24 protein-coding genes are annotated in these 24,922 nt (G+C 69.0%); 11 read left to right on the top strand and 13 right to left on the bottom strand.

What is annotated here, in order from left to right; genetic code table 11:
• Positions 1-1,596 carry a tannase/feruloyl esterase family alpha/beta hydrolase gene (locus FNM00_RS07090; protein ID WP_185973034.1) on the bottom strand — a complete coding sequence of 532 codons (1,596 nt, stop codon included), beginning with the start codon at positions 1,594-1,596 and terminating at the stop codon, positions 1-3.
• Between the two features lie 115 nt (positions 1,597-1,711).
• Here FNM00_RS07090 and FNM00_RS07085 point away from each other — a divergent pair, with 115 nt between their 5' ends.
• Genes FNM00_RS07085 through cofE form a run of 4 tightly spaced genes read left to right on the top strand, consistent with a single transcriptional unit; the run spans position 1,712 to position 5,307 of the window.
• The gene (locus FNM00_RS07085; protein ID WP_185973033.1) at positions 1,712-2,545 is read left to right on the top strand and encodes an SDR family NAD(P)-dependent oxidoreductase; all 834 of its coding nucleotides are present in this window, start codon (positions 1,712-1,714) and stop codon (positions 2,543-2,545) included.
• Positions 2,542-3,372 (top strand): SDR family NAD(P)-dependent oxidoreductase, encoded by an 831-nt coding sequence (locus tag FNM00_RS07080; RefSeq protein ID WP_221933626.1) that lies wholly within the window; start codon positions 2,542-2,544, stop codon positions 3,370-3,372. The genes FNM00_RS07085 and FNM00_RS07080 overlap by 4 nt, the downstream gene beginning before the upstream one ends.
• 17 nt (positions 3,373-3,389) lie before the next feature.
• Complete coding sequence (gene cofD, locus FNM00_RS07075; protein ID WP_143912744.1) at positions 3,390-4,367, top strand: 2-phospho-L-lactate transferase; 978 nt, start codon at positions 3,390-3,392, stop codon at positions 4,365-4,367.
• A gap of 1 nt (position 4,368) precedes the next feature.
• Positions 4,369-5,307 (top strand): coenzyme F420-0:L-glutamate ligase, encoded by a 939-nt coding sequence (cofE, locus tag FNM00_RS07070; RefSeq protein ID WP_143912743.1) that lies wholly within the window; start codon positions 4,369-4,371, stop codon positions 5,305-5,307.
• A 37-nt stretch (positions 5,308-5,344) separates the two neighbouring features.
• Here cofE and FNM00_RS07065 read toward each other — a convergent pair whose 3' ends face one another.
• The gene (locus FNM00_RS07065; protein WP_205198528.1) at positions 5,345-6,016 is read right to left on the bottom strand and encodes a TetR/AcrR family transcriptional regulator; all 672 of its coding nucleotides are present in this window, start codon (positions 6,014-6,016) and stop codon (positions 5,345-5,347) included.
• 116 nt (positions 6,017-6,132) lie between these two features.
• Here FNM00_RS07065 and FNM00_RS07060 point away from each other — a divergent pair, with 116 nt between their 5' ends.
• The 5 genes from FNM00_RS07060 (at position 6,133) to FNM00_RS07040 (ending at position 11,325) form a co-directional block, all read left to right on the top strand.
• A complete protein-coding gene (locus FNM00_RS07060; protein WP_205198527.1) occupies positions 6,133-6,975 on the top strand; it encodes an IclR family transcriptional regulator in 843 nt (280 codons plus the stop codon).
• Between the two features lie 175 nt (positions 6,976-7,150).
• A complete protein-coding gene (locus tag FNM00_RS07055) occupies positions 7,151-8,098 on the top strand; it encodes a DODA-type extradiol aromatic ring-opening family dioxygenase (protein ID WP_143912741.1) in 948 nt (315 codons plus the stop codon).
• 38 nt (positions 8,099-8,136) lie between these two features.
• Positions 8,137-8,988, top strand: a complete 852-nt coding sequence (locus FNM00_RS07050; protein WP_143912740.1) for an alpha/beta fold hydrolase — start codon at positions 8,137-8,139, stop codon at positions 8,986-8,988.
• Positions 8,985-10,007 carry an LLM class flavin-dependent oxidoreductase gene (locus FNM00_RS07045; protein ID WP_143912739.1) on the top strand — a complete coding sequence of 341 codons (1,023 nt, stop codon included), beginning with the start codon at positions 8,985-8,987 and terminating at the stop codon, positions 10,005-10,007. The genes FNM00_RS07050 and FNM00_RS07045 overlap by 4 nt, the downstream gene beginning before the upstream one ends.
• 4 nt (positions 10,008-10,011) lie before the next feature.
• Complete coding sequence (locus FNM00_RS07040) at positions 10,012-11,325, top strand: MmgE/PrpD family protein (RefSeq protein ID WP_185973032.1); 1,314 nt, start codon at positions 10,012-10,014, stop codon at positions 11,323-11,325.
• A gap of 34 nt (positions 11,326-11,359) precedes the next feature.
• On the opposite strand, the gene FNM00_RS07035 is transcribed toward FNM00_RS07040, so the two are convergent.
• The 10 genes from FNM00_RS07035 to FNM00_RS06995 form a co-directional block, all read right to left on the bottom strand.
• Complete coding sequence (locus tag FNM00_RS07035; RefSeq protein WP_143912737.1) at positions 11,360-12,667, bottom strand: M20 family metallopeptidase; 1,308 nt, start codon at positions 12,665-12,667, stop codon at positions 11,360-11,362.
• Entirely contained in the window at positions 12,664-12,798 is a 135-nt protein-coding gene (locus FNM00_RS19395; protein ID WP_275888656.1) for a hypothetical protein, read from the bottom strand. The genes FNM00_RS07035 and FNM00_RS19395 overlap by 4 nt, the downstream gene beginning before the upstream one ends.
• Positions 12,795-13,607 (bottom strand): alpha/beta fold hydrolase, encoded by an 813-nt coding sequence (locus tag FNM00_RS07030; RefSeq protein ID WP_143912736.1) that lies wholly within the window; start codon positions 13,605-13,607, stop codon positions 12,795-12,797. Before FNM00_RS07030 ends, FNM00_RS19395 begins: the two co-directional genes overlap by 4 nt.
• Positions 13,600-14,835 carry an aromatic ring-hydroxylating dioxygenase subunit alpha gene (locus FNM00_RS07025; RefSeq protein WP_143912735.1) on the bottom strand — a complete coding sequence of 412 codons (1,236 nt, stop codon included), beginning with the start codon at positions 14,833-14,835 and terminating at the stop codon, positions 13,600-13,602. The genes FNM00_RS07030 and FNM00_RS07025 overlap by 8 nt, the downstream gene beginning before the upstream one ends.
• Before the next feature lie 23 nt (positions 14,836-14,858).
• Positions 14,859-15,815: a PDR/VanB family oxidoreductase gene (locus FNM00_RS07020; protein ID WP_143912734.1), complete on the bottom strand. Its 957-nt coding sequence runs from the start codon at positions 15,813-15,815 to the stop codon at positions 14,859-14,861.
• On the bottom strand, positions 15,812-17,011 hold the full coding sequence (locus FNM00_RS07015; protein WP_143912733.1) for an MFS transporter: 1,200 nt from the start codon (positions 17,009-17,011) through the stop codon (positions 15,812-15,814). Before FNM00_RS07015 ends, FNM00_RS07020 begins: the two co-directional genes overlap by 4 nt.
• A gap of 74 nt (positions 17,012-17,085) precedes the next feature.
• Positions 17,086-18,060, bottom strand: a complete 975-nt coding sequence (locus FNM00_RS07010) for an asparaginase (protein ID WP_143912732.1) — start codon at positions 18,058-18,060, stop codon at positions 17,086-17,088.
• Positions 18,057-18,866 (bottom strand): alpha/beta fold hydrolase, encoded by an 810-nt coding sequence (locus tag FNM00_RS07005; RefSeq protein ID WP_143912731.1) that lies wholly within the window; start codon positions 18,864-18,866, stop codon positions 18,057-18,059. The genes FNM00_RS07010 and FNM00_RS07005 overlap by 4 nt, the downstream gene beginning before the upstream one ends.
• On the bottom strand, positions 18,863-19,609 hold the full coding sequence (locus FNM00_RS07000; protein ID WP_143912730.1) for a maleate cis-trans isomerase family protein: 747 nt from the start codon (positions 19,607-19,609) through the stop codon (positions 18,863-18,865). The genes FNM00_RS07005 and FNM00_RS07000 overlap by 4 nt, the downstream gene beginning before the upstream one ends.
• Before the next feature lie 36 nt (positions 19,610-19,645).
• Positions 19,646-21,337 carry a dipeptide ABC transporter ATP-binding protein gene (locus FNM00_RS06995; RefSeq protein ID WP_221933625.1) on the bottom strand — a complete coding sequence of 564 codons (1,692 nt, stop codon included), beginning with the start codon at positions 21,335-21,337 and terminating at the stop codon, positions 19,646-19,648.
• 304 nt (positions 21,338-21,641) lie between these two features.
• On the opposite strand from FNM00_RS06995, the gene FNM00_RS06990 reads away from it, so the two are divergent.
• Positions 21,642-22,976, top strand: a complete 1,335-nt coding sequence (locus tag FNM00_RS06990) for an amidohydrolase (RefSeq protein ID WP_342778537.1) — start codon at positions 21,642-21,644, stop codon at positions 22,974-22,976.
• A complete protein-coding gene (locus tag FNM00_RS06985) occupies positions 22,973-23,770 on the top strand; it encodes an alpha/beta fold hydrolase (protein ID WP_143912728.1) in 798 nt (265 codons plus the stop codon). The genes FNM00_RS06990 and FNM00_RS06985 overlap by 4 nt, the downstream gene beginning before the upstream one ends.
• 7 nt (positions 23,771-23,777) lie before the next feature.
• Here the strand turns inward: FNM00_RS06985 and FNM00_RS06980 are convergent, their stop codons facing one another.
• Entirely contained in the window at positions 23,778-24,827 is a 1,050-nt protein-coding gene (locus FNM00_RS06980; RefSeq protein ID WP_185973031.1) for an AsnC family transcriptional regulator, read from the bottom strand.
• Positions 24,828-24,922 lie beyond the last annotated feature (95 nt).

Below are 24,922 nucleotides of genomic sequence, written 5' to 3'. Positions count from 1 at the left end.
TCAGCCGTCGGCTGCCTCGCAGGTGAAGCTCCCGGCGTCGTCCACCTCGCCGCCCTCATAGGCCTGCTTCGCCGGGAAGGCGCAGAGGTCACGGGTGCGGACGACCTCGCCGTCCTCGTCGCGGTCCTCGGCGAGCAGGGTGTCCGGAGCGGTGCCATCCTCGACCCAGGCGACGAGTGCCGCGAGGGGATCGGCGGGGGCCGGCCCGTCTCCGCCGCCGCAGTGATCGACGCCGGGAGCCAGGAACAGCCGCAGGAAGTCGGCGGTGCTCTCCCCGGTGAGCTGGGTGACCTCCTCGACATAGTGGACGGACTGCTGAGCGGGGAAGATGGCGTCCGCGAGGCCGTGCCACATCAGGACCTTGCCACCGGCATCGCGCAGCCGGCTGAGCGAGGGGTCGGCGGTCGCGAGCAGTTCCAAGCGTCCTTGCAGGCGCGGCCTGACCGAGGTGACGAGATCCGTCGAGGAGACGGTCGTCCAGTCGTGATCGAGATCGGCGAAGGCGAAGTTCTGCAGTGCGAAGGACGGTGGTGTGCGGATCGCTCCGCCGGCGAGGTCGATCCCCGGCTCGAATCCGTACCAGACCGCCTGGCCGTCCGGGGTCGTCGGACCCGCGAAGATCTCCAGCGCGACGGCGACCTCCTCGGAGGTGATCGATCCGCAGGGGGTCTCGGTGCCGACCAGTGGTTGCAGTGCCGCGGCGACATCGCAGGTGCGAGGGTCGCCGAGTAACCCGTCCTCGGCTCCGTCGTCCGCATCGCAGTGATCGATGATCGCCGTGTTCATGGTCGTCGCCGTGCACTCGTCCATCAGACCCCCGAGCCGCTCCTGCTGGACGATCGCGGGCCACGACATGGTCATGTTCAGCCGGTCGGCGCCGTAGAGGGCGGGTGCGGCCGCGAGGACGCCGTCGAAGAGATCGGGATAACGCTGCGCCGCAGCCAGCCCCTGGCGGCCCCCGTTCGAGCAGCCGTTCCAGTAGGAGTACTCGGCCGGCTCGTCGTAGAACGCCTCGATGGCCGCTTGCGCGAGCAGGCCGGTCTCGCCGATGCTGCGGTGGGTCCAGTTCTCGAAGATCTGCCAGTCGAAGGTCTCCTGATCGGTCAGGAAGATATTCGGCTGGCGCTCCTCGCCGATCCCGGCATCGCTCGCGGTGACCGCATACCCCGTGGCCAGCGCCTCGCGCATCACCTCGGGGCCGTTGGTGGCATAGGTCCCGCCGCCACCGATCGCCTGCAGGCGGCCGTTCCAGTCCTCGGGCAACCAGACCCAGAGGCCGACCTCGTCGGGTCCGAATCCACCCTCCTCGCCGTGGGTCAGCGTGACGGCGACCTCGCAGAAGGGGTCCGTGTCCACCTCGGTCTCCTCCGGAGGGGTGACCCGCGTCGAGGCGCCGTCGTTCCAGACCCCGGTCGCGTCGGTGATCTCCGCCGAGCCGATCGAGAGCGACTCCCACGTCGCCGGGTCCTCGCACCGGTCCGGCGCGTCGGTTGAACGGCGTTGGTCATCGGTGCCGGTGCAGCCCGCCGCCACGATGGCCATCAGCGCCAGACCGACGACGGTGGACGTCCGGCGACTTCCCCTGAGCAAATTCATGATCATGATCTATATCACTGAGCGGGCGTGACGGCAATGGTGACGCCGGGGGGCCGGGCCCTAGCCGCGGAATGTTTCTCTATATATCGTTAGCATGGATTTAAGGAGGCCGAAGATGCACGGACTGAACGAAGCGGTGGTCATCGTCACGGGGGGTGCCACCGGGATCGGTGCCGCGGCCGTCGCCCGGTTCGTCGACGAGGGCGCCCACGTCGTCATCGCGGACGTGCAGACGGACCCGGCGCGTGACCTCGCCGAACGGCTGGGCGACCGGGCAGAGTTCGTCGTCACCGATGTCACGGACGAGGACAGCATCGCCGGTCTCGTCGACACCGTCGTCGAGCGACACGGCCGACTCGACGTCTTCATCGCCAATGCCGCCGTCTTCGGCGCGATCGGCCCGATCGCCGAACAGCGCACGACCGATGTCGATCTGACGATCGCGGTGAACCTGCGCGGCGTCATCCTCTCCCTCAAGCACGCGGCGCGCGTCATGCAGTCCCGGGGCTCGGGCAGCATCATCGTCACCGCCAGCCCCGGCGGGATCGTCGGAGGAGCGGGCCCTCACGTCTATAGCGCCACCAAGGCGGGTGTCATCGGTCTGGTCCGCTCCGTCGCGGCCGAGCTGCGGCCCTTCGGCATCCGTGTGAACACCGTCGTGCCCGGCGCGGTGGTCTCGCCCATGACCGCCTCGGCGATCGTCGGCGACGCCCAGGCCCTCGAGCAGACCACCGAGGCGATGACGTCATCGGCCATGCTCGACCGCGCCGGCCAGCCCGAGGACATCGCCGGGGCGATGGCCTTCCTCGCCAGCGACGATGCGCGCTACATGACCGGCAGCGAGATGTTCGTCGACGCCGGCTACACGCACGCCTCGGGATCGGCGGCCTTCGCTCAGCCGACGCACGCCGGTCGCGGCGCCCTGCTGGAGGGCGGACGCACCTCATGACCTCGAAGGGACACGACATGCTCGACGACAAGCGCATCCTCATCACCGGGGCCGCCCAGGGGATGGGGCGCGAGATCGCCCTGGAGGCCGCGCGCCGCGGAGCCTCCCACCTGGGGATCGCCGACCGCGATGTCGAGGGTCTGCGAACCCTCGCCGCCGAGATCGAGGCGCTCGGCGCTCGGGCCGCCGAACTCGAGGTGGATCTCGCGCAGGGCACGCAGGTCATCGCGATGGTCGATGACTTCGCCCGGCAGGCGGGCGGCATGGACACCCTCGTCAACAATGCGGGCGTGCTCGACCACGTGTTCACCGATCCCGATCGCGTCCGCGTCCATGAGCTCGAGGAGACGGCCTGGGACGCCGTGATGGACATCAACCTCAAGGCCGTCTGGCTCGCGATCAAGGCTGCCACGCCTTATCTGATGGAATCCTCCCGTGGCCCGTCGGTCGTCAACGCCGCCTCCGTCGCAGGCATGAACGGATCGCCGATGACCGCGTACTCGGTGAGCAAGGCGGCCGTGCTGCAGCTGACCCGCACGGCAGCCGTGGGCCTGGCCCCGCACATCCGGGTCAATGCCTTCTCGCCGGGATCGATCCGTACGCCGATGAGCCAGTCGCATCTGGACGCCGCGGACGACAAGGTCGCCCGGGCCCGGGCCATGTACGGCACGCATCTGCTGCCGCGATTCGGCGAAGTGGAGGAGATCGCCGCTGCCGTCTGCTTCCTGGCGAGCGACGCCGCCTCCTTCATCACCGGTGCGAACCTGCCCGTCGACGGCGGCACGACCGCGTGGCGGGGGGTCCGCGACGACGTCGAGGTCGACTGAACGCGACACTGGTGTTCATGCAGAACATCGTCGTGCTCACCGGCGGGGTCGGTGGAGCGCGCTTCCTCGAAGGGATGCGCGCGGCGCATCCGGACACCCAGATCACCGCCATCGTCAACACGGCCGACGACCTCTGGGTCTTCGGCGTTCGCGTCTGCCCGGATCTCGACTCGGTGATGTACACGCTCGGCGGCGGGATCGATCCCGAGCGGCGCTGGGGCCGCCAGGACGAGACCTGGAATGCCCGCGGGGAGCTGGAGCGCTATGGCGAGCCCGAGGCATGGTTCGGCCTGGGCGATCGCGATCTGGCGACCCATCTGGTGCGCTCGGACCGCCTGCGCCGCGGCGCCACCCTCTCCCAGGTGACCGACGAGCTGTGCGAGCGGTGGCGACCGGGTATCCGCCTCGTTCCGATGACCGACGACGAGGTCGCCACCCGTCTGGTCGTCGACACGCCTGAGGGCGAGAGTGACGTGCACTTCCAGGAGTACTGGATCCGCTATCGAGCCCAGGTGCCGATTCGGTCGCTGCGATACGAGGGCATCGAGTCGGCCGCCCCTGCTCCGGGTGTCATCGAGGCCGTAGAGGGTGCCGACGTGATCGTGGTCGCGCCCTCGAATCCGATCGTCTCCATCGCCCCGATCCTTGCCGTGCCGGGCATGCGGGAGCTCCTGCGCACGGCAGCGGCACCGGTGGTCGGGGTCTCCCCGATCATCGCCGGTGGCCACGTGCGCGGTATGGCCGATCAACTGCTCGGCGGGCTCGGTCTGGAGGTGAGCGCCGCCGGTGTCGCCGAGTTCCACGGCGCCCGATCGGGAGGTGGAGTGCTCGACGGCTGGCTCGTCGACACCGCGGATGCGGGGACAGTGTCGCGGATCGAGTCCGCCGGCATCGCCGCGCGGGCCGTCCCCCTCTACATGAGCGACGACGACACGACCCGAGCGCTGGCCGAGGATGCGCTGGAGCTCGCCCGGCCCCTGGCGGGGGAGCGCTGAGATGGTCGAGCTGATCGCGGTCGACGGTATCGGCGAGATCGCCCCGGGGCATGATCTCGCGGCGCTCCTGACCGAGGCCGCCGAGCTCGTCGACGGCGATGTCGTGGTCGTGACCAGCAAGATCGTCGCCAAGGCCGCGGGACTGGCCACGCGTCGATCCCGCGATGAGGTGCTCGCCGAGGAGACCGATCGGGTGGTGGCGCGCCGCGGCGGCACATCGATCGTCCGCACCCACCACGGGTTGACGATGGCGGCCGCCGGAATCGACGCCTCCAATGTCGAGGAGGGTTATGTCATCCCCTTGCCCCGCGACCCTGACGGTGATGCGCGGCGGTTGCGCGCCCGCATCGCGGAGCTGGCCGGGGTCACCGTGGGCGTCGTGATCGCCGACACCGCGGGGCGGTCATGGCGCAACGGCCAGACGGACATGGCCATCGGCTGTGCGGGTGTCGTCCCGGTCGCGTCCTTCGCGGGGAAGACCGACGGCCACGGCAATACGCTCGTGGTCACCGCCCCTGCCGTCGCCGACGAGATCGCAGGTGCCGCCGAACTGGCATCGGGCAAGCTCGGTGGTCGTCCCTTCGTGGTCGTCCGGGGGCTCGATGCCTCGTTGCTCTCCGCCGATGACGGGCCCGGGGCCGCCGCCCTCGTGCGCGACGAGGGCCAGGATCTCTTCGGCCTCGGCAGTCGCGAAGCCGTGCTCTCCGCGGCGCTGCGGGAGTCGAGGCGGGGATTCCTCGACGCCGCCGACGAGTGGGAGGGACTCGATGAGGTCCTCGCAGCGGCGTCGGTGCCCTGTCGCCGCGACGGCAGCAGGGTGCTGATCGAGCGTGGTGACGACGATATCGAAGCGGGGGCGACCGCCGAGCGGGTGTGGGCTGTGGCCTTCGCCTATGGGCTCGACATCGAGATTCTCGTCTCGACAGATTCGGGGGACTGAGCCGCGGATCGCTTCGGCGACGGACTCCTCGCTGCGGCTATCCGGCCAGCAGGCTCTCGACCTGCGCGCACAGACACTGAAGCCCGAACTCGAACTGCGAGTCCGCCGGCAGGTCGATGATGGAGTCGCGTAGGGCGATCAATCGGGGGAACTCGTCCATCGGCAGGGCAGCGAAGCGATGGCTCTGCTGGCGTCGTCGCTCGTCGCTCTCGGCATCGTCGCCGGCCCAGTTCCTCGGCGCTTGGTAGCTCTCGAAGCCGAGCGTGTAGATGATGATGAACCCATAGCACTGGACGGCGAGCGGGCCGGGGATGCCGCTGGCGATGAGCCGGTCGATGACGGCCTCCATCGCTCCTCGACGGGCCTGCGGGCTCTCGGTGACGCGCGTGACGAGGATCTGCGCGACGGCCGGATGGTCGTGCAGGAGCTGGCGGAAGGCGTTCGCCATCGACACGATCGCCTCGGACGGCGTCTCGTTCGTGCTGCGGTCGGGCAGGACGAGGGACCCGAGCGCGAGATCGGCCATCGCGTCGAGGATCTCCTCCTTCGAGCGGAAGTACCCGTAGAAGGTCATGGTGCCGATCCCGATGCGAGACGCGAGGCGGCGGACGGTGAGCTTCTCCAGCCCGTCCTCGTCGGCGAGGGCGAGCGCGTGAGCGGCGATCGTCTCCGGGGTGAGCCGGGCGCCGTCGGTCGAGTTGGGAGACACCTGCACTGCCTTTCCTCTAGACGTCCGTACGCCGAGTCCGTACATTGTACCGTGTGTGGTTCTTGTGTCGATCACAGGGAACCGTGTGCACCACTCTTGCAGAAAGAGAGCGTCTCATGACATGGAATCAGCCGGTCGAACGGGACAGCGCCAACATGCTGGAGAAGAGCCTGCGCATCCTCCAGGCATTCCGCGCCGGCGATCAGAAGCTTCGGCTCAACGACCTGGTCGAGCGCACCGGGATGCCGAAGTCGACCGTCCACCGGCTCGCGCGGCTGCTCATCGAGCACCAGCTGATCGCTGTCGACGGGGACGGCTACGAGCTCGGCATCGGACTCTTCGAACTCAGTGGCCTGGTGCCGATCAACCGCGGCCTCCGAGAGACGGCGCTGCCGTTCCTGCAGGACCTGTTCCTGAGTACCCAGGAGACCGTGCATCTCGGGGTGCGCGACGGCCTCGACGTGGTCTATGTCGAGAAGATCCACGGTCACTCCGACCTGGGTCTGCCGTCGCGCATCGGCGGGCGGATGCCTCTCACCTGTACCGGTGTCGGCAAGGCGCTGCTGGCCTTCAGCAATGAGCAGGTCCGCCAGAGCGTCCTCGCCCGTCCGCTGCGGCGCATCACCCCGAAGTCCAATACCGACCTGGTCGCCCTCGGGCGGGAGCTGGCCGAGATCCGGGCCACGGGCTTCGCCTTCGAGCGGGAGGAGGCCACCCTGGGCCGGGCGTGTGTCGCGGCGCCGGTCCTCGTGCGGGGCGAAGCCGTGGCCGCCATCTCGGTCTCGGTTCCGGTCACGCAGTACCGCGTTCCACCGCTGGCCGCGGCAGTGAAGACCGCCGCTCTGGGTCTCGCGCGCCGACTCCGGCCCCCCATGGAGGCCGAGCGACTGGCGCCGGCCTCCGCCCGCACGCTTCCGCACCGTGTGGACACGTCGCGCCGCGCACATGCCTTCGGCTAGACGCCCATCCCGCGGCGCGGGATGACGCTTCCGCGGTCGCGAGCGATGCCGTGAGATGGATGCCGAGGCCGCGTGCGCAACGACGACAACTCGCTGTCGACGGGACGGATGCCCGTGACGAGCGCGGCGGCGGTGCGGTGTCTCGCCGCCAGCGACACGAGAGGAAGTCATATCCGTGAGCCAGATCGTCGGCGGTATCGCCGCGTCCCACAGCACGTTGATGAACACCCACTGGGCCGAGGTCGACCACCTGCAAGGACCCCACCGCTTCCGGGAGGGGCTGGACCGAGCGCGCGAGATGGTGGCCGAGCTGCGGCCGGATGCGATCGTGGTGATCGGCTCCAATCACTTCCGGGGCCTGTTCCTCGACCTGATGCCGTCGATCACCGTCGGGGTCGCCGAGGTCCTCGGCGCCGGTGAGGCCGGAACCCCCGAGGGGCCGCTGCCGGTGGATCGCGAACTCGCCAAGCGAGTCGTCGACGGCCTCGTCGACGAGGGCTTCGATCCCGCCTTCTCGCTGAGGCTCACCGTGGACCACGGCATCACCCACAGCCTGCAGTACCTCGTCCCCGATCTCGACATCCCGATCGTCCCGGTCATCATCAACATGTTCGCGCCGCCGCTCATCGGCCTGCCGCGCGCCGCCGCACTCGGTGCCGCGATCGGGGCAGCCGCCCGCAGCGACGAGGCGGACAAGCGAGTGCTCGTCATCGCCTCGGGCGGACTCTCCCATCGGCTGCCATGGCCCGACTGGTCGCAGACCCTGTCCGATGACGATCGCTTCCTCGTCGAGGCGTGGCTGCACGGCCGCACCCAGTGGAAGGAGTTCGAGGTCCGCCGGCGGGAGATCATCCGCGCGGCCGAGCCCGATCTCAATCCCGACTTCGATCGCGACTTCCTGGCGCAGCTCGAACGCGGAGATCTCAGCGAGATCCTCTCCTGGTCCAACGACAAGCTCGAGGAGGTCGCGGGCAATGGGGCGCAGGAGATCCGCTCGTGGATCGCGATGACGACCGCGGTCGGCCCCGGCCGAGGACGGACCCTCGCCTACGAGCCCATCGATGAATGGCTCACCGGCATGGGTGTCGCCTCCTTCGAACCCACGCAGCACGATCCCGCCTGAACCGGTACCAGCAATCCGAGGAATGAGAGAGAGCAACGATGACGATCTGGACTGAACTGCGCAATGTCGCGTTCACGGTCGACTATGTGGACGCAGGCGGTCTGCGGACGCGTTCCCTGCGTGCCGGCCAGGGGGAACCGATCGTGATGCTGCACGGCACGAGCGGGCATCTGGAGGCCTTCGTGCGGAATGTCGCGGTGCTCAGCGAGCACTTCGAGTGCCACGCGATCGACATGATGGGCCATGGCTACACCGAGAGCCCTGGAGTGCCCTATCGGATCGCGGGTTATGTGCAGCACGTGCTCGACTATATGGACGCGGTCGGCCTCTCCTCGGCGCACTTCCTCGGAGAGTCGCTCGGTGGTTGGGTCTCGGGCAGGCTCGCGGCCGACCATCCCGAGCGGGTCAAGACCCTCGCCCTGGTCGCGGCGGGGGGCACGGTAGCCAAGCCGGAGGTGATGGAACGCATCAAGGGCAGCACCCGCAAGGCCGTGCTCAGCGATGACATCGCCTTCACCCGCCAGCGTCTCGAACTGCTCATGTTCGACTCGGCCAATGTCTCCGACGAGCTCGTCGAGATACGACACGACATCTACCACCAGCCCGGCTTCGTGGAGAACATCGACCACCTGCTGTGCCTGCAGGAGATGGAGAACCGCACCCAGGATCTCCTCACGGCCGAGCAACTGGGACGCATCACCGCGCCGACCCACGTCGTGTGGGGAGCGGAGAATCCTTTCGGCGACGTGCCCGAGGCGCGCGCGATGGCCGATGCCATCGGCGACGCGACGCTCGACATCTACGGCGAGTGCGGGCACTGGCCGCAGCATGAGCACGCGGATCGTTTCAACAAGGAGACCATCGCGTTCATCGAGGCGCACAGCCGATGACCGCACCGTCGTTGGGGATCCGCGTCCCGGCCTGCCGGCCGGCGACCGAGATCGCCGACTTCGCCGCGCGGGTGGAGGAGATGGGCTTCGACGAGCTGTACATCCCGGACTCGCAGCTGCTCTGGCGTGACCCCTATATGGCTCTCTACGGCGCTGCGTTGCAGACCTCGAGGATCAAGCTCGGCACGGCGGTGAGCAATGTCGTCACTCGGCATCCGAGCGTCGTCGCCTCGATCGCCCGGACGATCGCCGAGGTCGCGCCCGGGCGATTCCGGTTGGGCCTCGGGGTGGGCAACAGCTCGGTCGAGCCGGTCGGGCTGCGTCCGAGTAAGCAGGCCGAGCTACGGGCCGGGATGACCCAGATCCGAGGGCTCCTCGAGGGCGCCGAGATCGACTTCGGCACCCGCCGGGGCCGCCTGCGGGATCCCCAGCCTGATGTGCCGATCTACATGGCGGCGACCGGGCCGCGCAATCTCAAGCTCGCCGGCGAGATCGCCGACGGCGTGATCCTCCTCTCCGGTGTGTCGACACCGCTGCTCGAGCGCGCGATCGGTCTGGTGCGTGAAGGTGCGGCGGAGGCGGGCCGCCGACCCGAGGATGTCGGTGTGGTCGTCTCCGCCCACGCGATGGTGACCGATGACGTCGAGCGGGACGCCCGGATCCTCAAGCCGATCTGCGCCGGGATCGCCCAGCAGGGCGGCGGAGCCGCTCTCGCGTCCACGGGCATCGAGATCGACGTCCCGTCCGAGGTGCCGGGGGTCTACCCGGATCTCGTGCATGCGGAGGACTGGGATCTGGCCGTCGAGGTGTGCGGACAGTGGGTGAGTGATGCGGACGCTGTCCGTTTCGCCGAGAATTTCTGTCTCTTCGGCACCGCCGAGCACATTGTCGAGAGGATCGGCGAGGCTCAGCGTCTCGGGGTGACATCGGTCTTCTTCCAGCACGTGGGCTCCTACCACCTGCCCGAGCAGCTGGCTGCCGACGTGGCCGGGTCGGTGCTTCCCCTCCTGACGGATTGAGAACGTGTCGACGGTCGAGGTCCTGGCCGAGGTCGCCTCCCGCACCGTACGGGAGGCGACCTCGCAGACGCGCGCGGATGCGGCCACGGAACTGCTCGACAGTGTCGGATGCATGATCCGCGGCGGCGACCATGCGATCAGCGGAGAGTTCCTCGACTACGCCAGGTCCTGGCACCCGGGCGACGACACTGAGGCCATCGCGGTGGATGCCGCGCTTCCGCTCGAGCAGGCGGTGGTGCTCGACGCCCTGGCGTGCCATGTCGATGAGTTCGACAGCCTCCACGCGGGCTCGGCCACCGTCCCGGCTGCGGTGGTGGCGGCACCGGCTCTCCACCTCGGGCGAGCCATGGGGGTCTCCGGCCGGAAGGTGATCGATGCCGTCATCGCCGGCTATCAGGTGACCGGCACGGTCGCGGCCCGATTCGGCGGATCAGGACTTTACGCGGCGGGGTGGTGGCCGACGTCCACCTTCGGCTCTCTCGGCTCGGCGGCCGCCGCCGCGACACTGCTGGGGCTCGACGAGGAGCGGACCTGCCATGCGCTCGGCATCGCAAGCATCGGCTCCGGCGGGTTGCTGGCCGGGGACCGGCTGGGGGGTGGCCACTATCTGAGCGCGGCACGCGCCGCAGCCGCGGGTGCGGCCGCGGCCCTGCAGGCCAAGGCCGGCGTGCAGGCCTCGTGGAAGGCGCTCGACGATCCGGCTCGTGCCGCCTTCCTCGGTTCTGGCTCGGACCCGTTCCCGGCGCCGAGCTCCACGGCGGTGGTCTCCGAATGCGTGACCAAGTGGTATCCCTGTGCGCGGCCGTTGCACGCGGTCGTGGAGGCCCTGCGATCCCTGCGGGACCGCTACGTCGATCTGTCCACGATCACGCGCGTGGAGATCGGACTGGACCCCGGCGTCCTCGCCTTCGTGACCGATCGGCGGGACGTGATCGGACCCACCGAGGCGGCCGCGAGCGCGGCCTTCGTCGTCGATGCCGTCTGCGGGGGACACGAGGCCGAGGTCGGTTGGTTCAGAGAAGCGCGGTTGCGTCCGAGCGCGCCCGAGGTCGTCGTCGAGGCCCTGGAGACCGATGGACCGGCCACCGCCTGGTCGGCGCGGGTGCGGTGTCGGACATCATCGGGCGCCTGGCAGGAGGTCGCCGCTGCGTCGCGCACGGATGCCGATCGCGAGGGAGTCGGCGCCAAGTTCCTCGCCAATGTCACGGCCGCGGGATTCGATACCGAGGCTGCCGACGACCTCCGTCGCTCACTCGTCGACCTCGACGATGCCGATGATCTCGGCTTTTTCGCTGCGGCCCTGCGCCGGCGACCCTGAGGTTCTCGCGACGGGGTCGCCGACCGGACGGGGATCAATCGGTCGGACGCGAGCAGACGTCGATCGCGGTGCGAACGAGGTGCCGGGTCAGGCGGGTCATCTCGCGCACATCCACCACGTTCATGCCTGCCGGGAAGTCCAGCGGCATCGGAGCGTCGGCACCGATCCTGTCCATGCCGATGCGTGCGGTGGGGATGCCACGCCCACGCAGGATATTAGCGTCCGTGGCACCGCTATTGGCCACGATGGTCTGATGCGGTCGTCCGTCCTCGGCTTCCCACGCGCTGATCGCTGCCTGCACGACGGGATCGTCGACGGAGGTGCTCGTCCCGGGGATGGCCAGGACCATCTCCCAGGACACCTCCAGCCCCTCATGGCGTCGACGGATGCCGTCGACGGCCTGGCCGAACTCACGGGCCACCTCAGCGGGTGTCACCCCTGGGCTGGTGCGCAGGTCGACCATGAAACGGGCCTGTGAGGCAGAGACCGCCGGCATGTGCATCCAGCCGCTGCGGATAGCCCCGATATTGCCCTGGGGCGCCACCAGGCCACGGGTGTGGCGAGCCGAATACTCGGGGAACCACTCCTCCAGGCCATCGATGACCTTGCCGGCCTCGACGATGGGATTGGCATAGGGCATCCGATGCCGGCTGCCCACATAGTTGAAGGTTCCGCCGACGGTCACCTCGAACCAGCAGAGGCCCACCTCCTCCCAGGCGACGGTCCATCCCGGCTTGGCGATGAGCGCGTGGTCGGGGTAGACACCCTGCTCGATCATGAACGAGCAGCCGGCTCCCTGCCCCGTGTTCTCACGGACGAGGTCCGAGCCGAGACGACGGTTCGTCGGCATGCCGCCGGCGCCGAGACCGAGCCACAGATCGCCGGGCAGTGCGATGCCGCTGCGGTGGATGGCCTCGACGGCCGCCAGCACACAGGCGGCATGTCCCTTGGGGTTGCTGGCGCCGAGGCCGATGACGAAGTCGCCGTCGACCGTCGCCGCGGGGCGCATGTCGGGTCTGAGCGTTGCGGCCGCCCACGGTTCGTCCTCGTCGGGGTTGCCCGTCGTCAGCGTGTCGATCGGTGCGTAGAGCAGGAGGCTGCGTCCGCCGCCGGTGCCCTCGAGCTTCGCGACGGCATTCGCCTGCCGATCGTCGAGGGGCTGTAGGCGCGCGGGGATCCCCTGGATGTCGAGCTCCTGCACGGCCCATCGGGCGAGTGGTAGCTCCTCGCCGGTGGGGCTCGGGATGTCCACGACGCCGACGGCCAGCTCGCGCAGCCGCTTGGGGCGGATCTGGGACAACGCCGCGTGGGTGAGGTCGTCGAGATCGGGTGCGATGCTCATCGATCGTGCGTCTCTTGGCGGACGACGGTGCTGGTCAGGCGCAACAGCGCGACACGTACGAGGCGGATCGCGAGCAGCGCTCCTCCGATCGCCGCGGCACCGAGGACGGCATCCCTGGGGGTCGGCTTCATTGGTCTTCCTTTCGTTCCAAGAACTCACGGACGATGCGTCCGTAGGCGTGGGGTCGTTCCTCCTGCGGATGGTGCGAGGTGCGTGCGAGCACGGACACGTCGGCGTGCGGCATCGAGGCGGCCAGCGCCACGGCGTAGTCCGGTCCGGCGAAGGGATCGTGCGATCCCCAGAGCCAGAGGGTCGGATGCTCGATCCCGGCGAGCAGGTCCGAGAGGTCCTGGGGTTCCCCGCGGCCGGAACCGTCGGCTCCGGCCATCGCCCAGGGGGTGATGCTGTGCTCGTAGCGCAGCATCACCGTCGAGGAGGGCAGTCGCTCGGGGTGGAACCATTCGAGCCGGGCGATCAGCGCGCGCATCTTCTCCGGCGTCGGGCCCTCACCGCCGTAGTAGCGGCTGCGGGCCTCCCGGACCAGCGCCCTGGCGGTCGCCGCGGAGTCCGGCGCGGGCACGGGCTGGCTCCCGGTGACCACGAGCCGTCCGACCCGATCGGGATGCTGGGCGGCGAGAGTGAGGGCGACTGAGCCGCCCAGCGACTGGGCGACGATGTCGACCTGCCCGAGGCCCTGAAGGTCGAGGGTGTGGAGCAGGCAGGCCGCCTGATGGTCCCAGCCGGGACCGGTGATCGGCCCGTGCGCCGAGTCCCCGTACTGCGCGAGATCGACGAAGAGCCGTCGGCGCTGCGGGGCGGCGATCTCAGCGCTCTGACGGAAGTCGGCCCAGCTGGAGCATCCGGGCCCTCCGCCGTGTAGGAACACGACGGGTGGCCCGGATCCCTCCAACCGGACGTGGAGCTCGATGGGGTCAGGCATCGGCCGGGAGAGGACGCTTCGAACCCGGTGTCGTGTCGACCTGCACGGTGGGCTCGATCTGCTCGATGTGGCGGCGGATCGCCGTGAGCGAGAGGTCGGGGCGGTAGAGCTTCTCCGGCGGGGCGTTCATGACATCGACCATCCACGCGTCTTGTCCGGTGAACTGGCCATGGAACAGCCAGCGGATCGCCGCCAGGTACTTGGCCTTGAAGAAGCCGGCCTTCACGCCGTCCTCGAATCTCACCATGATCTGGACATAGCGCACGTGATCCTCGTCCACCGGCACGTACCACTCGTAGTGGATGAACTGCGGGTAGGCGACGCGAAGCAGCCCGGGGAGCCGGAAGGAGACGAAGCCCGGGATGTTCAGCGATTTGATCACCGGGTTGACGTCCTTGCCCTTGCCGGGCGCATCCGGCAACGGCATCCGCTTCCACCAGCGCTTGTTGGTCCAGCGGCCGAGCCCGGGGAAGTCGGCCTCCCAGTGCACGGCGTCCTGGACGCGGATCAGCCAGCCGTCCTCCTCGACCACGCGAGTCTCGTTCCAGGCGGGCATCACCTTGAACAGTCGCCAGAGTGCGGTGTTGTGCAGGTACTTCGCGTGGCCCTCGTCGAAGCCGTTCTCCGCCGCGAAGCGCCAGTTCCCGTCGCGGATGTCCCAGCGACCGCCCATCGCGAAGTCGTGATCGACCAGTTCGCGCGGGATGTCACGCTCTACCGGTGGCGGGTCCTCGGTGTCGTCGCCGACGTAGACCCAGACCAGGCCCAGCCGCTGTGCCACCGGATAGGTGGACACCGAGACCCGATTGTTGATGGGGGAGTCGGGGCCGTCGGTGAGGGCCGCGCACATCTTGCCGCTGTCGAGGCGGTAGGTCCACCCGTGATACGGGCAGCTGATCGTTCCTTCGTACTGGCGTCGGCCGAGGGACAGGGGGACCCCGCGGTGGGGGCAGCGGTCATGCAGGGCGAAGATCTCGTCGTTGTCTCGGACGAGCACGATCTTCTCGCCGAGCAGTTCGATCGGCACCGGCTTCTTGCCGACCTGCTCGGCCCACATGATCGGGTACCAGTAGTTCCGGAAGCCGAGTTCGGCCTGGTCGTAGCGGGGCCAGGAGGTCCAGTCGTTGCCGTGCGGATTGACCTTCTTCTTGCTGCTGGGGCGCGAGCGTGGGGCGCGTCGCTGGGCGACCTTGGGTGCCGGTGCGGCGGATACATCGTTCGTGGTCATCGGGGATCTTCCTTCCTCAGGTGTCAGATGTCGAGGACGAGTTCGGGGGTGCGGGCGCGCGAGACGCAGACCGCCAGGCTGGTGGTGTCCTCGAGCTCGGCGGGTGAGCGGTAGGAGTCGCGGTGGTCCGGTGTCCCGGAGAGGACGGCGACATCACAGGAGCCGCATACGCCCTCGCGGCAGGCGTTCGGTACCCCGAGCCCAGCTCCCTCCAGCGCGTCGAGGATGCTCTCCGCCGCTGAGACGTCGAGCTCGATGCCGGAGCGCTCGCAGGTGACGTGCACGGGCGTGGAGACCAGGTCGGAGAGGTCCTTGGCGACGAAGCGCTCGACATTCAGCGAGCCCGTCGGCCAGTGGCCGCTGTGGTCCTCGACGGCATTGATCAGGCCGGAGGGGCCGCAGCAGTAGATGAGCGCGTCCTCCTGGGGATCTCCCAGGAGCGATGCCACGTCCAGTCGACCTACCTCGTCCTCCGGCTGCAGGAGAACCCGGTCGCCGTACTGTCCCAGCTCGTCGACGAAGGCCATCGATGACCTGCGTCGCCCGCCGTAGACGAGGCGCCAGGGCACACCGTCGTTCTCGGCCTGACGCAGCATCGTGAGGATCGGCGTGATGCCGATGCCGCCGGCGAGGAAGAGGTACTCCTTCGCGGGCGCCAAAGCGAAGTGATTGCGGGGGCCTCCGACCTCGACGACCTCGCCGGGGTGGGCCACGTCGTGGATATAGGAGGATCCACCGCGCGACTCCTCCTCGAGGAGCACGGCGATCAGGTACCGTTCCCGATCGGCCGGGTCCCCGCAGAGCGAGTACTGGCGCACCACATCGGGCAGTCCCAGGTCGATATGGGCGCCGGGTGTCCACTCCGGCAGCCAGGCTCCGTCGGGGTCGACGAGCTCGATGCTCATCACGCCGTCCGCCTCCAGGCGCATGCCCCGGATCATGAGATCCAGAACGCCGGTCTCCTCGTCCCAGTCGGTCATCGTGTTGTCTCCCCTTCGGTTCGGGTCCAATGTCGTTGCGCGAGCCACAGAGTGGCCGCGGCGAGAAGGGCGGCACCGGCGATCGCGGTCCACGAGGGTCCGAAGGGACCCTCGCCGGCGATCGCGGCGAAGACCAGAGGTCCGCAGACGCCGCCGAAGAACACGCCGCCCTGGGTCATCCCGGTCGCTGCGGCGATGCGGTCGGGACGGGCATAGGTGACGCTCAGATTGAAGAGCCCGTTCCAGCCCCAGCCGAGCGCGTAGGCCAGCACGACCCCGGCGACATAGGTCCACGCGACTCCCCAGGCGATCAACAGGTAGCCGACGGAGCCGAGCGCCAAGAGCCAGGCCACGAGTGACAGTGCCCCAGGTCCGTCGCGGCGTCCGCCTCGCCAGGCGACGACGATGCGCACCGAGATGCAGGCGAGGCTGCCGGTGATCTGCGCGGCGGCGATCGTGGTCGGCGACAGCACCAGTTCCTCGCCTGTCACAGCCACGAAGGAAGGCAATGTGGTGGCGGCGAAGGACGCGAGGAAGGCCCCGAGTACGAGACCGATCATCAGCAGCGAACCGCCGGCCTGGATCTGTGCGGGCGCCGGGCCCGCGCCAGGCCGAGTCACCCGGGCCGGCCGCCGCGGCCCGGCGGGGATGACCAGCTGTGCGACCAGCGTCAGCGCGACGACGATCCAGATCGCCGGTCGCCAGGAGGCCGCGTTCCCGAAGACCGCCAGCAGCAGGCCTGAGGTGAGCGTCGCCAGCGGGATGGCCGACTGGACGAGTCCGAAGGCAAGACCTCGTCGGGGTTGGTCGATGGTGGAGAGCACGTGGTTCGATGATGGCTGCACCAGGCAGTTGGGGAGGCCGAGGAAGGCCAGCGCGATGATCACCGCTTCGGCCGATGAGGCGAGCGCGACGGCCGCGAGGCCGACCGAGCTGCCGGCGGCGGCCAGGCGCAGCGAGTTCTGTGGTCCGAGCAGTGCCACCAGATGGCCGCCGATCGGAGATAACGCGGCCGACACGATGTAGTAGGCCGCGACCGAGAGCCCGAGTTGGGCGGGCGTGAACGAGAAGCTCCGACCGATCTGGATGGCGATCGTGCCGATGAGGAAGGGAGGCAATGATGCGGCCACCATCGTCCAGACGACGCCGGTGACGGCCCTCGTGCCGTTCTGCTGCCGAAGCGCGGACGTTGCCATATCGCACCTCCTCTCGCGACGACGTACAACGTACGGTACGTCACATCACCCGCACGGTAAAGGCGTCCCGCAGCTCAGTCCCGTGTGGTGGAATCGAGGAGCTCTTCCAGCTCGGGTCGCGCCAGGGACAGGGCCAATCCCAGGCTGAGGCCGATCCTCGCCTTCTGCGGGGTCAGGCCATTCGCCCGCAGCGCATCGCCGTCGACCGGTGCCACCGAGCCGAAGGGCGTGCGCGCGGCCCGGCAGACCACCACGCCTGCCTCGCTCGCCTCGTCGAGGGCCTGCTGTTCGGCTCCGGTCACGAAGCCGGCGCCCATCCCCGCGATGACGAGACCCTCCGAGAGCGCGGCGAGCGCCCGTACGCTCGAGCCGTCGCTGTCGAGGTGCGACTCCAGGAGTGAGACACGCGGCAGCGTCGAGGGCAGCTCGCGCCGTGCGAGCGGTGAAGTGGGGGTCGCTCGTCCGGTGATCCGGACCCGGCGATGTGCCTCGATGATGCCCATCGGCGGCGCCGACCGGCTGAAGGTGTCGACCCCGGTGGTGTGCGCCTTGAAGGCTTCGGCCGGATGCAGCACGGTGCCGTCCGAGACCACGGTCACGGGGGACGACGCCGACCCATCGCGTGCGACGGCGAAGGAGTCCAGCAGATTGGGCAGAGCATCGCTGCCGATGGCGCTCGGGGGTCGCATGGCGGCGGTGACCACGACTGGCACGGGTCCCGGATAGAGCAGCCAGAGCAGATAGGCGATCTCCTCCAGCCCATTCGATCCGCAGCTCACGACGATGCCGGCCGGAGGCGCCGGGTGATCCGCGATCGCCCGCAGATGGGTCACCAGATCCCTCACCTCATCCCACCCGAGCAGGTGACTCGGGCGGGACGCCCAGGCCTGCACGTCGACGGGTCCGGCGTACTCGGCCACGGGAGCGAGCAGCTCCTCGGGACTGAGGGTCTGTCCGGTGAGGAAGTACCGCTCGGCGTCGAGTGGATCGTGGCCGACCGACTGGATCGTGCCGCCCAGTGCGATCCACCGGACGAGATCCGCGCTCATGGTCGCGACCGGGCGGCGCCGGCGATCTCGGCCACGAACTCCGAGACCAGACGACCGAACTCCTCGGGCCGGTGATCCACTGCGGGTACTCCGGTGCCCTCGATGATCGCGGTACGGGCGCCGTCGAGGTGTTCGAGGAACCGGGGGATGTCGGGGAGCGAGTAGGAGTCGAGTTCGCCACAGACCACGAGGGCCTGCGCCGTCACCGAGGTGATCCGCTCCTCCATCCGATAACGGTTCACGGCCTGATGGCCCTCCTCGACCCGGTCGATGACGCGCAGCGCGTCCGCGACGAAGCGATTGACCAGGTCGGGCCGGCCCGGAGGGTAGAAGTCGGCTCGCCGGGCCCATAGCGCGGCGAGGTGGCTGCCGTCGTCGTGGACCTCGACATGGTCGATCGGTGGCGCGAGGCTGACACGGTCCCGCCGTGCCGCGTCGACATAGGGCACGCCGGACAGGACCAGGCCGCGAACCCGATCGGGATGCCGAGCGGCGACCTCCAGGGCGATGACTCCGCCGGTGTGGTGGCCCACGATCACCGGCCGATCGATCGACAGAGCGTCGAGCAGATCATCGACGGCATCGGCGAAGAGCTCGATACTGAAGGGCTCGTCGGTGCGCGCCGAAGCACCGAAGCCGAGGGTGTCCATGGCGATGGCGCGTGCGGAGGAGCCGACCAGGGGGAGGACATCGCGATATTCATCGCTCGATCGCGGAGTCTGGTGGAGCAGGAGCACAGGGACGCCGTCGCCGTGCTCGACGTAGTGCAGCGGCCCGAAACGCGAGGGCGCGTAGCCCTTGATCATGCTGTCTCCTCTGTTCCTGAGCGGCCGGCCGTCAGCAAGCGGCCGAAGCGGGGGATGGGGTCGTCGATGCGCAGGGTTCGCAGCACGTCCCAGAGCAAGGCCTGGTTGCTGGTGATCAGCGGTAGCCCGGTGGCAGCCTCGATCCAGTGATGCGCCTCCGCGACCCGGGTGCCGGCGCAGCTGAGCAGGATCGCGTCGGCCTCGCGGCGGTCGAATTCGAGGGCCGCGGTGAGCCAGTACTCCGGCGGGATGAGGCCCTGTTCGACGGGGGTGAGGCAGCTGGGGCCGCGGGCGTCCAGCACGGTGAACCCGAGCCTTTCGAGGTGGTCGATCTCCCGTTCCTCCACCTCGGGTGGGTAGGGGTCGAGCAGCAGGATCCGTTCGGCGCGCAGGTGCCGGAGCGCCTCGACCACCGCCTCGATCGTCGTGACGACCGGCAGCGAGGTCTCCGCGGCGATGCGACGCCGCAGGGTTTCCGGACCGAGCAGCATGCTCGCGGCGGTGCAGTTGAAGGCGATGAGGTCGACCGCGGCGTCGGCGAGCAGACCCGCGTGGAGTTCCAGGTCATCGGCCAACGCGAGGTCATCGGCCACTCCGGTGGCGCGGAAGGGCAGCCGGGTGGTGAGGAACTGCACCCGGTTGGGGGCCATCAGCTGGATCTCGCCATCGCAGAGCCCACCCGATGGATACAGGTGGCCCACCCGTGCGACCCGGGATGCCGGGGTCTTCACCTCTCCGTACATAGTACCGAGCAGTGTACGGCCGGGTGCCCCGCTTGCCTAGGCCCTCGCCGCGGCCCGCTGCCGGCGCCAGAGTTCCCGGCGCTCGCGCTGCTGTTCGGGATCGGCGAAGGGCACCGCCGAGATCAGCTCCCGCGTGTAGTCCTCCTGAGGCGAGAAGAGGATCTGCCGCGTCTCACCCACCTCGACCAGCGCGCCCCGTCGCATCACCGCGACGCGATCGGCGAGCATCGCCACCACCGCCAGGTCATGGGTGATGAACAACGAGGCGAAGCCCAACTCATGTTGCAGGTCCCGGTAGACCTCGAGGACGGTCGCCTGCACGCTGACGTCCAAGGCGCTCGTGGGTTCGTCGGCGATCAGCAGCCGGGGTCGCCGGACCAGCGCACGGGCCAGGCTGACCCGTTGGCACTGTCCGCCTGACAGCTCATAGGGCATGCGCTCGGCGAAGGAGCGGGGGATCTCGACGGCGTCCAGCATCTCCTGCGCGCGGGTGTGCATGTCCGCGCGGGACAGGCCGGGGGTGTGGCGCAAGGGAGCGGCCACCGATTCGATCACGGAGTGATACGGATTGAGCGACCCCGCCGGGTCCTGGAACACCATGCCGACCTCTCGGCGGATCGCGCGCAGGTCCCGACCGGAGGCGCCGATCACCGGGCGGCCCAGGATCTCCACACGACCCGAGTCGGCCGGCTGCAGTCCGGCGATCGCCCGGCCGGTCGTGGACTTGCCCGAGCCGGACTCCCCCACCAGCGCGAGGGTCTCACCGGGCAGGACCTGGAAGGAGACCTCGTCGACGGCAGTGACGCCCCCGGGGGAGAGCGCCCCGCCGCCGAACATCACCGTCAGCCGATCGACCGCCACGACCGGGTCACCGGCACCGACCGCGGTGGCGGGCCTCTCGCTGATGGCCTCCTCGGTGACGTGCGGGACATCGCGCAGCAGATGACGCGTGTAGTCGGCCCGGGGCGCGGAGAAGATCTGGTCCACCGTGCCGGTCTCGACGAGCTCCCCGCGGTACATGACGGCGACCCGGTCCGCGATATCGGCCACGACGCCCATGTTGTGGGTGATGAGCAGGATCGACATCGTGAAGCGGTCCTTCAACTCACGCAGGAGTTCCAGGATCTCCGCCTGCACCGTGACATCCAATGCCGTGGTGGGCTCATCGGCGACCAACACCTCAGGGTCGCAGCAGAGGGCGAGGGCGATGGCGACCCGCTGCTTCTGCCCCCCGGACAGCTGATGCGGGTAGTAGTCCACCCGCGCCTCCGGGTCGGGGAGGCCGACGAGGGCGAGCAGCTCGCCCGCGCGTCGTCGAGCGCCCTTCGCCGAGATATCCGTATGAGCACGCAGGGTGTCGATCAGCTGCGCGCCCACCGTGAAGACGGGGTTCAGGGCCCGGGAGGGATCCTGGAAGATCATCGCCACCCGATCGCCCCGCAGCGCGCGCAGCTGCTCCTCGGTCATCGTCGCGACATCGTCCGCGCCGAGCAGGACGCGTCCCTCTCGTTCCGCCGCCGGTGGCAGAAGCCCCAGTGTGGACCACGCGGTCATGGACTTCCCCGACCCCGACTCCCCGACCAGGGCCAGGACCTCACCACGTCGCAGAGACAGGTTCAACCCGCGCACCGCGGTGACATCGATGCCCGCGGCGCGGAATCGGACGCTGAGGTCGTCGATGTGCAGGACGGTGGGGGAATCGGGGTGGTGCTCGGGTGAGGTGGTCATGGTGGTCCTTCCGGGAGGCTGGTCTCCGGGGCGGAGTCGGACAAGGGGCCACGTCATCGGCATCGAGGGACCGCGCTGTCCCCGCCGGTGGCCGACCTCTGCGCGCCGGGGCGAGGTGCGTGCCGCCGGGCACTGTCCAGGGGTGTTGTGGGTCGATACTAGTGAGCCGACAGCGGCAAAGGTCGTTCCGGTTTGACATGTTTCGGGCATATGAACGGGCCGAAAGTCCAGGATCCTGCACGACCGGAGGGATGTTGGCGGAAGTGCCGTCATCTGTGTCCGCCGGGCCTCCGATTCGGGTTCTATGGATCGACACCAGCACGCTCGATCGAGGAGACGGTCCGCTCTTATGGAACTCGGCCCATTGACGGAGATTCGTCGGGATCTGCATCGCCATGCGGAGCTCGGATTCATGGAGTTCCGCACCGCATCGCGTGTGGAGGATCACCTGGCCGGTCTGCCGTTGACCTGGCGGCGGGGAGCCGAGGCCATCGATCTCTCGCAGATCGCCGTGCTGCCTGAGGAGGCTGAACAGGACTTCTGGGCACAGGCCGCGATCGATGCGGGCGTCTCGCGTGATCGTGTCGACTACTTCCGGCGGCATGGCACGGCACTCGTGGCCGAGATCGAGGGGACCCGAGATGGTCCGATCTGGGCCGTCCGCTCGGACATGGACGCATTGCCGATCGCCGAATCGGCGCAGCCGGAGCATCGCCCGCAGCAGCTGGACTTCCGCTCACGGACGCCGGCCATGCACGCCTGTGGTCACGACGCCCACACGGCCATCGGCATCGGTCTGCTGCATCGCCTCGCCGCGGACCGAGACTTCCCGGGCACCGTGCGCGTCCTCTTCCAGCCGGCGGAGGAAGGGGTGCGGGGAGCGCGGGGGATGATCGCCGCCGGAGTGCTCAAAGGCGTCGATGCGATGCTCGCCGTGCACGTCCTCGGTGACCGGCCGCTCGGGACCCTGATCGGCAGTGTTACCGGGGCGATGGCGACCGAGAAGCTGAGGATCCGATTCCGTGGCCGGGCGTCGCACGCGGCCGTCTCGCCGGAGGACGGGCGGAACGCGCTGATCGCGGCGGCGATGGCCTCGCTCGGCATCATGTCGCTCCCGCGGTTCAGCGCCGCCGACACCCGGCTCAATGTCGGCACCCTGCACGCGGGAGACAATGTCAACATCGTCCCCGAGACCGCCGAGCTCACCTGCGAGGCGCGAGCCGCGGACGACGACGTCCTGACCGAGCTCATCCGCCGAGTCCGCCGAGTCGTGGAGGGCGTCGCCCACACGCAGGAGGTCGACCACGACATCGCGGTCGTGGGAGCCTCGTGCACGATCTCACCGACACCGAGCCTCGTCGAGGAGGTGCTCCGTGCGGCGCAGCACGTCGAAGCCCTGCAGGATCGTCTCCCGACGCATTTCCAGCCTGCCAGCGATGACATGCACCTGATGGTGCGAGAGGTCCAGGATCATGGTGGCCGGGGAGCCTATATCAACATCGGGGGCGCCAGCCCCGGGCCACACCACAGTCCGACCTTCGATCTCGAGGAGAGATTCATGCTCGATGCCGTCGACGTCCTCGAGGCGGTCGTCCGTGGACGGGGTGACACCGAGGGCCCGAAGGGTGGAGACCGATGAACACGACACCGCGCAAGGGGTACGCCGACGCGCCGACGGGACAGGTCCACTACGCCGAGTGCGGCACCGGGTTCCCGGTGCTGCTGCTGCATCAGACCCCTCGTTCCTGGCGCGAGTTCGTGGACGTGCTGCCGCTGCTGGGGCAGCACGTCCGCGCCATCGCGGTGGACACCCCTGGTTTCGGGGAATCAACTCTCGAAGGACCGGTGACGATCGAGCGGTTCGCCGACGGGATCGCCGGTCTGATCGACAGCCTGGGATTGGAACGCCTCGCGCTGGCCGGCCACCACACGGGGGGAGTGGTCGCGGTCGAGCTGGCAGCACGACTCGGATCGCAGGTGGAGGCACTCGTGCTCTCGGGTACCTCGTTCATGACCGCCGAGAAGCGCGCGCGTGCCCATGAGCGACCGCTCGTCGACTGGGTGGACCCCCGCGCGGACGGAGGCCATCTCGTGGATCTCTGGCAGCGCCGCCGCGACTTCTACCGACCCGGCGAGGAGCGCTTCTTGAACACCTTCGTCGCCGACGCCCTGCGGGTCCTGGACGAGGTGGAGGAGGGCCATCACGCCTGCCGGCGTTATGTGATGGAACCTCGGCTGCTGGAGATCACCGCCCCGGTCACCGTCGTCTCCGGCCGCGACGATCGGTTCGCCGAGCCCTCGCTGGCGCCGATGGCGGAGGCCTTCGGGGTGGAGTTCCACCTGCTCGACGGGCACGTCCCGCTGCCGGAGCAGAACCCGGAGGGATTCGCCCGCGCGGTGCTCGACGCCCTCGAGCGCGCCACGGCGGGCTAGGGGGTCATCAGCCCACCGGTTGGTCGAGCTGCCAGGACGAGGTGACGGTGTCCGGCAAATCCGTGGTCCCGGCATTGCGCCCATCGGGCCCTAACAGGTGCATCACGCGCTTGAAATAGCGGATGCCCACAGCGCGATCGACCACCCTTACCTGGGGGAACTGAGACAGCAGATGGCTCTCCACCGCGCTGGCCTCCGAAGGCTGGTTCACCAGCAGGCTGAAGACCAGGTTGGCCTCCGTGCCGAGGGTCTCCGCCACGATCCGGGTCTGCGGTTCGGCGGCGAGCATCGTGCCGACGTCCGACAGCTGAGGCGCCGGCACCGATGCCCAGAGCGTGATGCTCTGTGAGAGCGGCAGGTACGGTCGCGCGCAGTCGACGCGCAGAGCGATCTGGCCGCACTGGCGCAGGATGTCGATACGCCGTTTGATCAACGTCGGGTTGCCGTCGAGGCGTTCGGCCATCGTCCGTACCGGGGTGCGCACATCGTGGAGCAGCAGTGCGATGATCCGGCGATCCAGCGGGTGGGGCCGGTATCGGCTCACGATCGGCCGCGTGGTGCGGTCGTAGTCGATCCGGCGGTAGGCGGCCTTCTCCAGCGCACCCACCCGCCAGCGCGATCCGTCCTTAAAGGTGCGCAGGATCAGCTGTTTGCGCTGCCTGCGCACGCCGGTGATCGCCGCGAGCTCGCGATCGAGCACCTCCACGGTCGACGGCTCGGCCGATTGGAGCACGGTCAGGTGCAGGTCGTAGTCGCCGAGCACCATCTCGGCGCTGGTCACCGACGGCAGCGCGGACAGCTGCTCGCCGACTGTCGCGGCATGTCCAGGCTGACAGGACAGGTCGATGAAGGACGATGACACGCCCGTGGCGCTGAAGGGCTGGGCGACCAGCCAGGCCAGACGGGTCTCCTCGAGGCGCTTCCAGCGTCGTGCGCAGGTGGTGGCATCGGAGTCGACCGCTCGCCCGATCTCCTTCCAGGTGGCTCGCGGATCCGCCGCGAGTGCATCGATGAGCGTCAGGTCGGACTCTTTCAGGACTACGCTGTTTTCCGGCAACGTCAGCCTCCTACGTTGAGATTTCCTGCGTGAGGTGTCGTCGTTCATGACGATTGGCGCGGATCCCACCAGTGGTGCACGTCACCCACCGCAGA

Source organism: Aeromicrobium piscarium, assembly GCF_007421815.1.
Classification (GTDB): domain Bacteria; phylum Actinomycetota; class Actinomycetes; order Propionibacteriales; family Nocardioidaceae; genus Aeromicrobium; species Aeromicrobium piscarium.
This window is presented reverse-complemented; position numbering and strand designations above follow the sequence as displayed.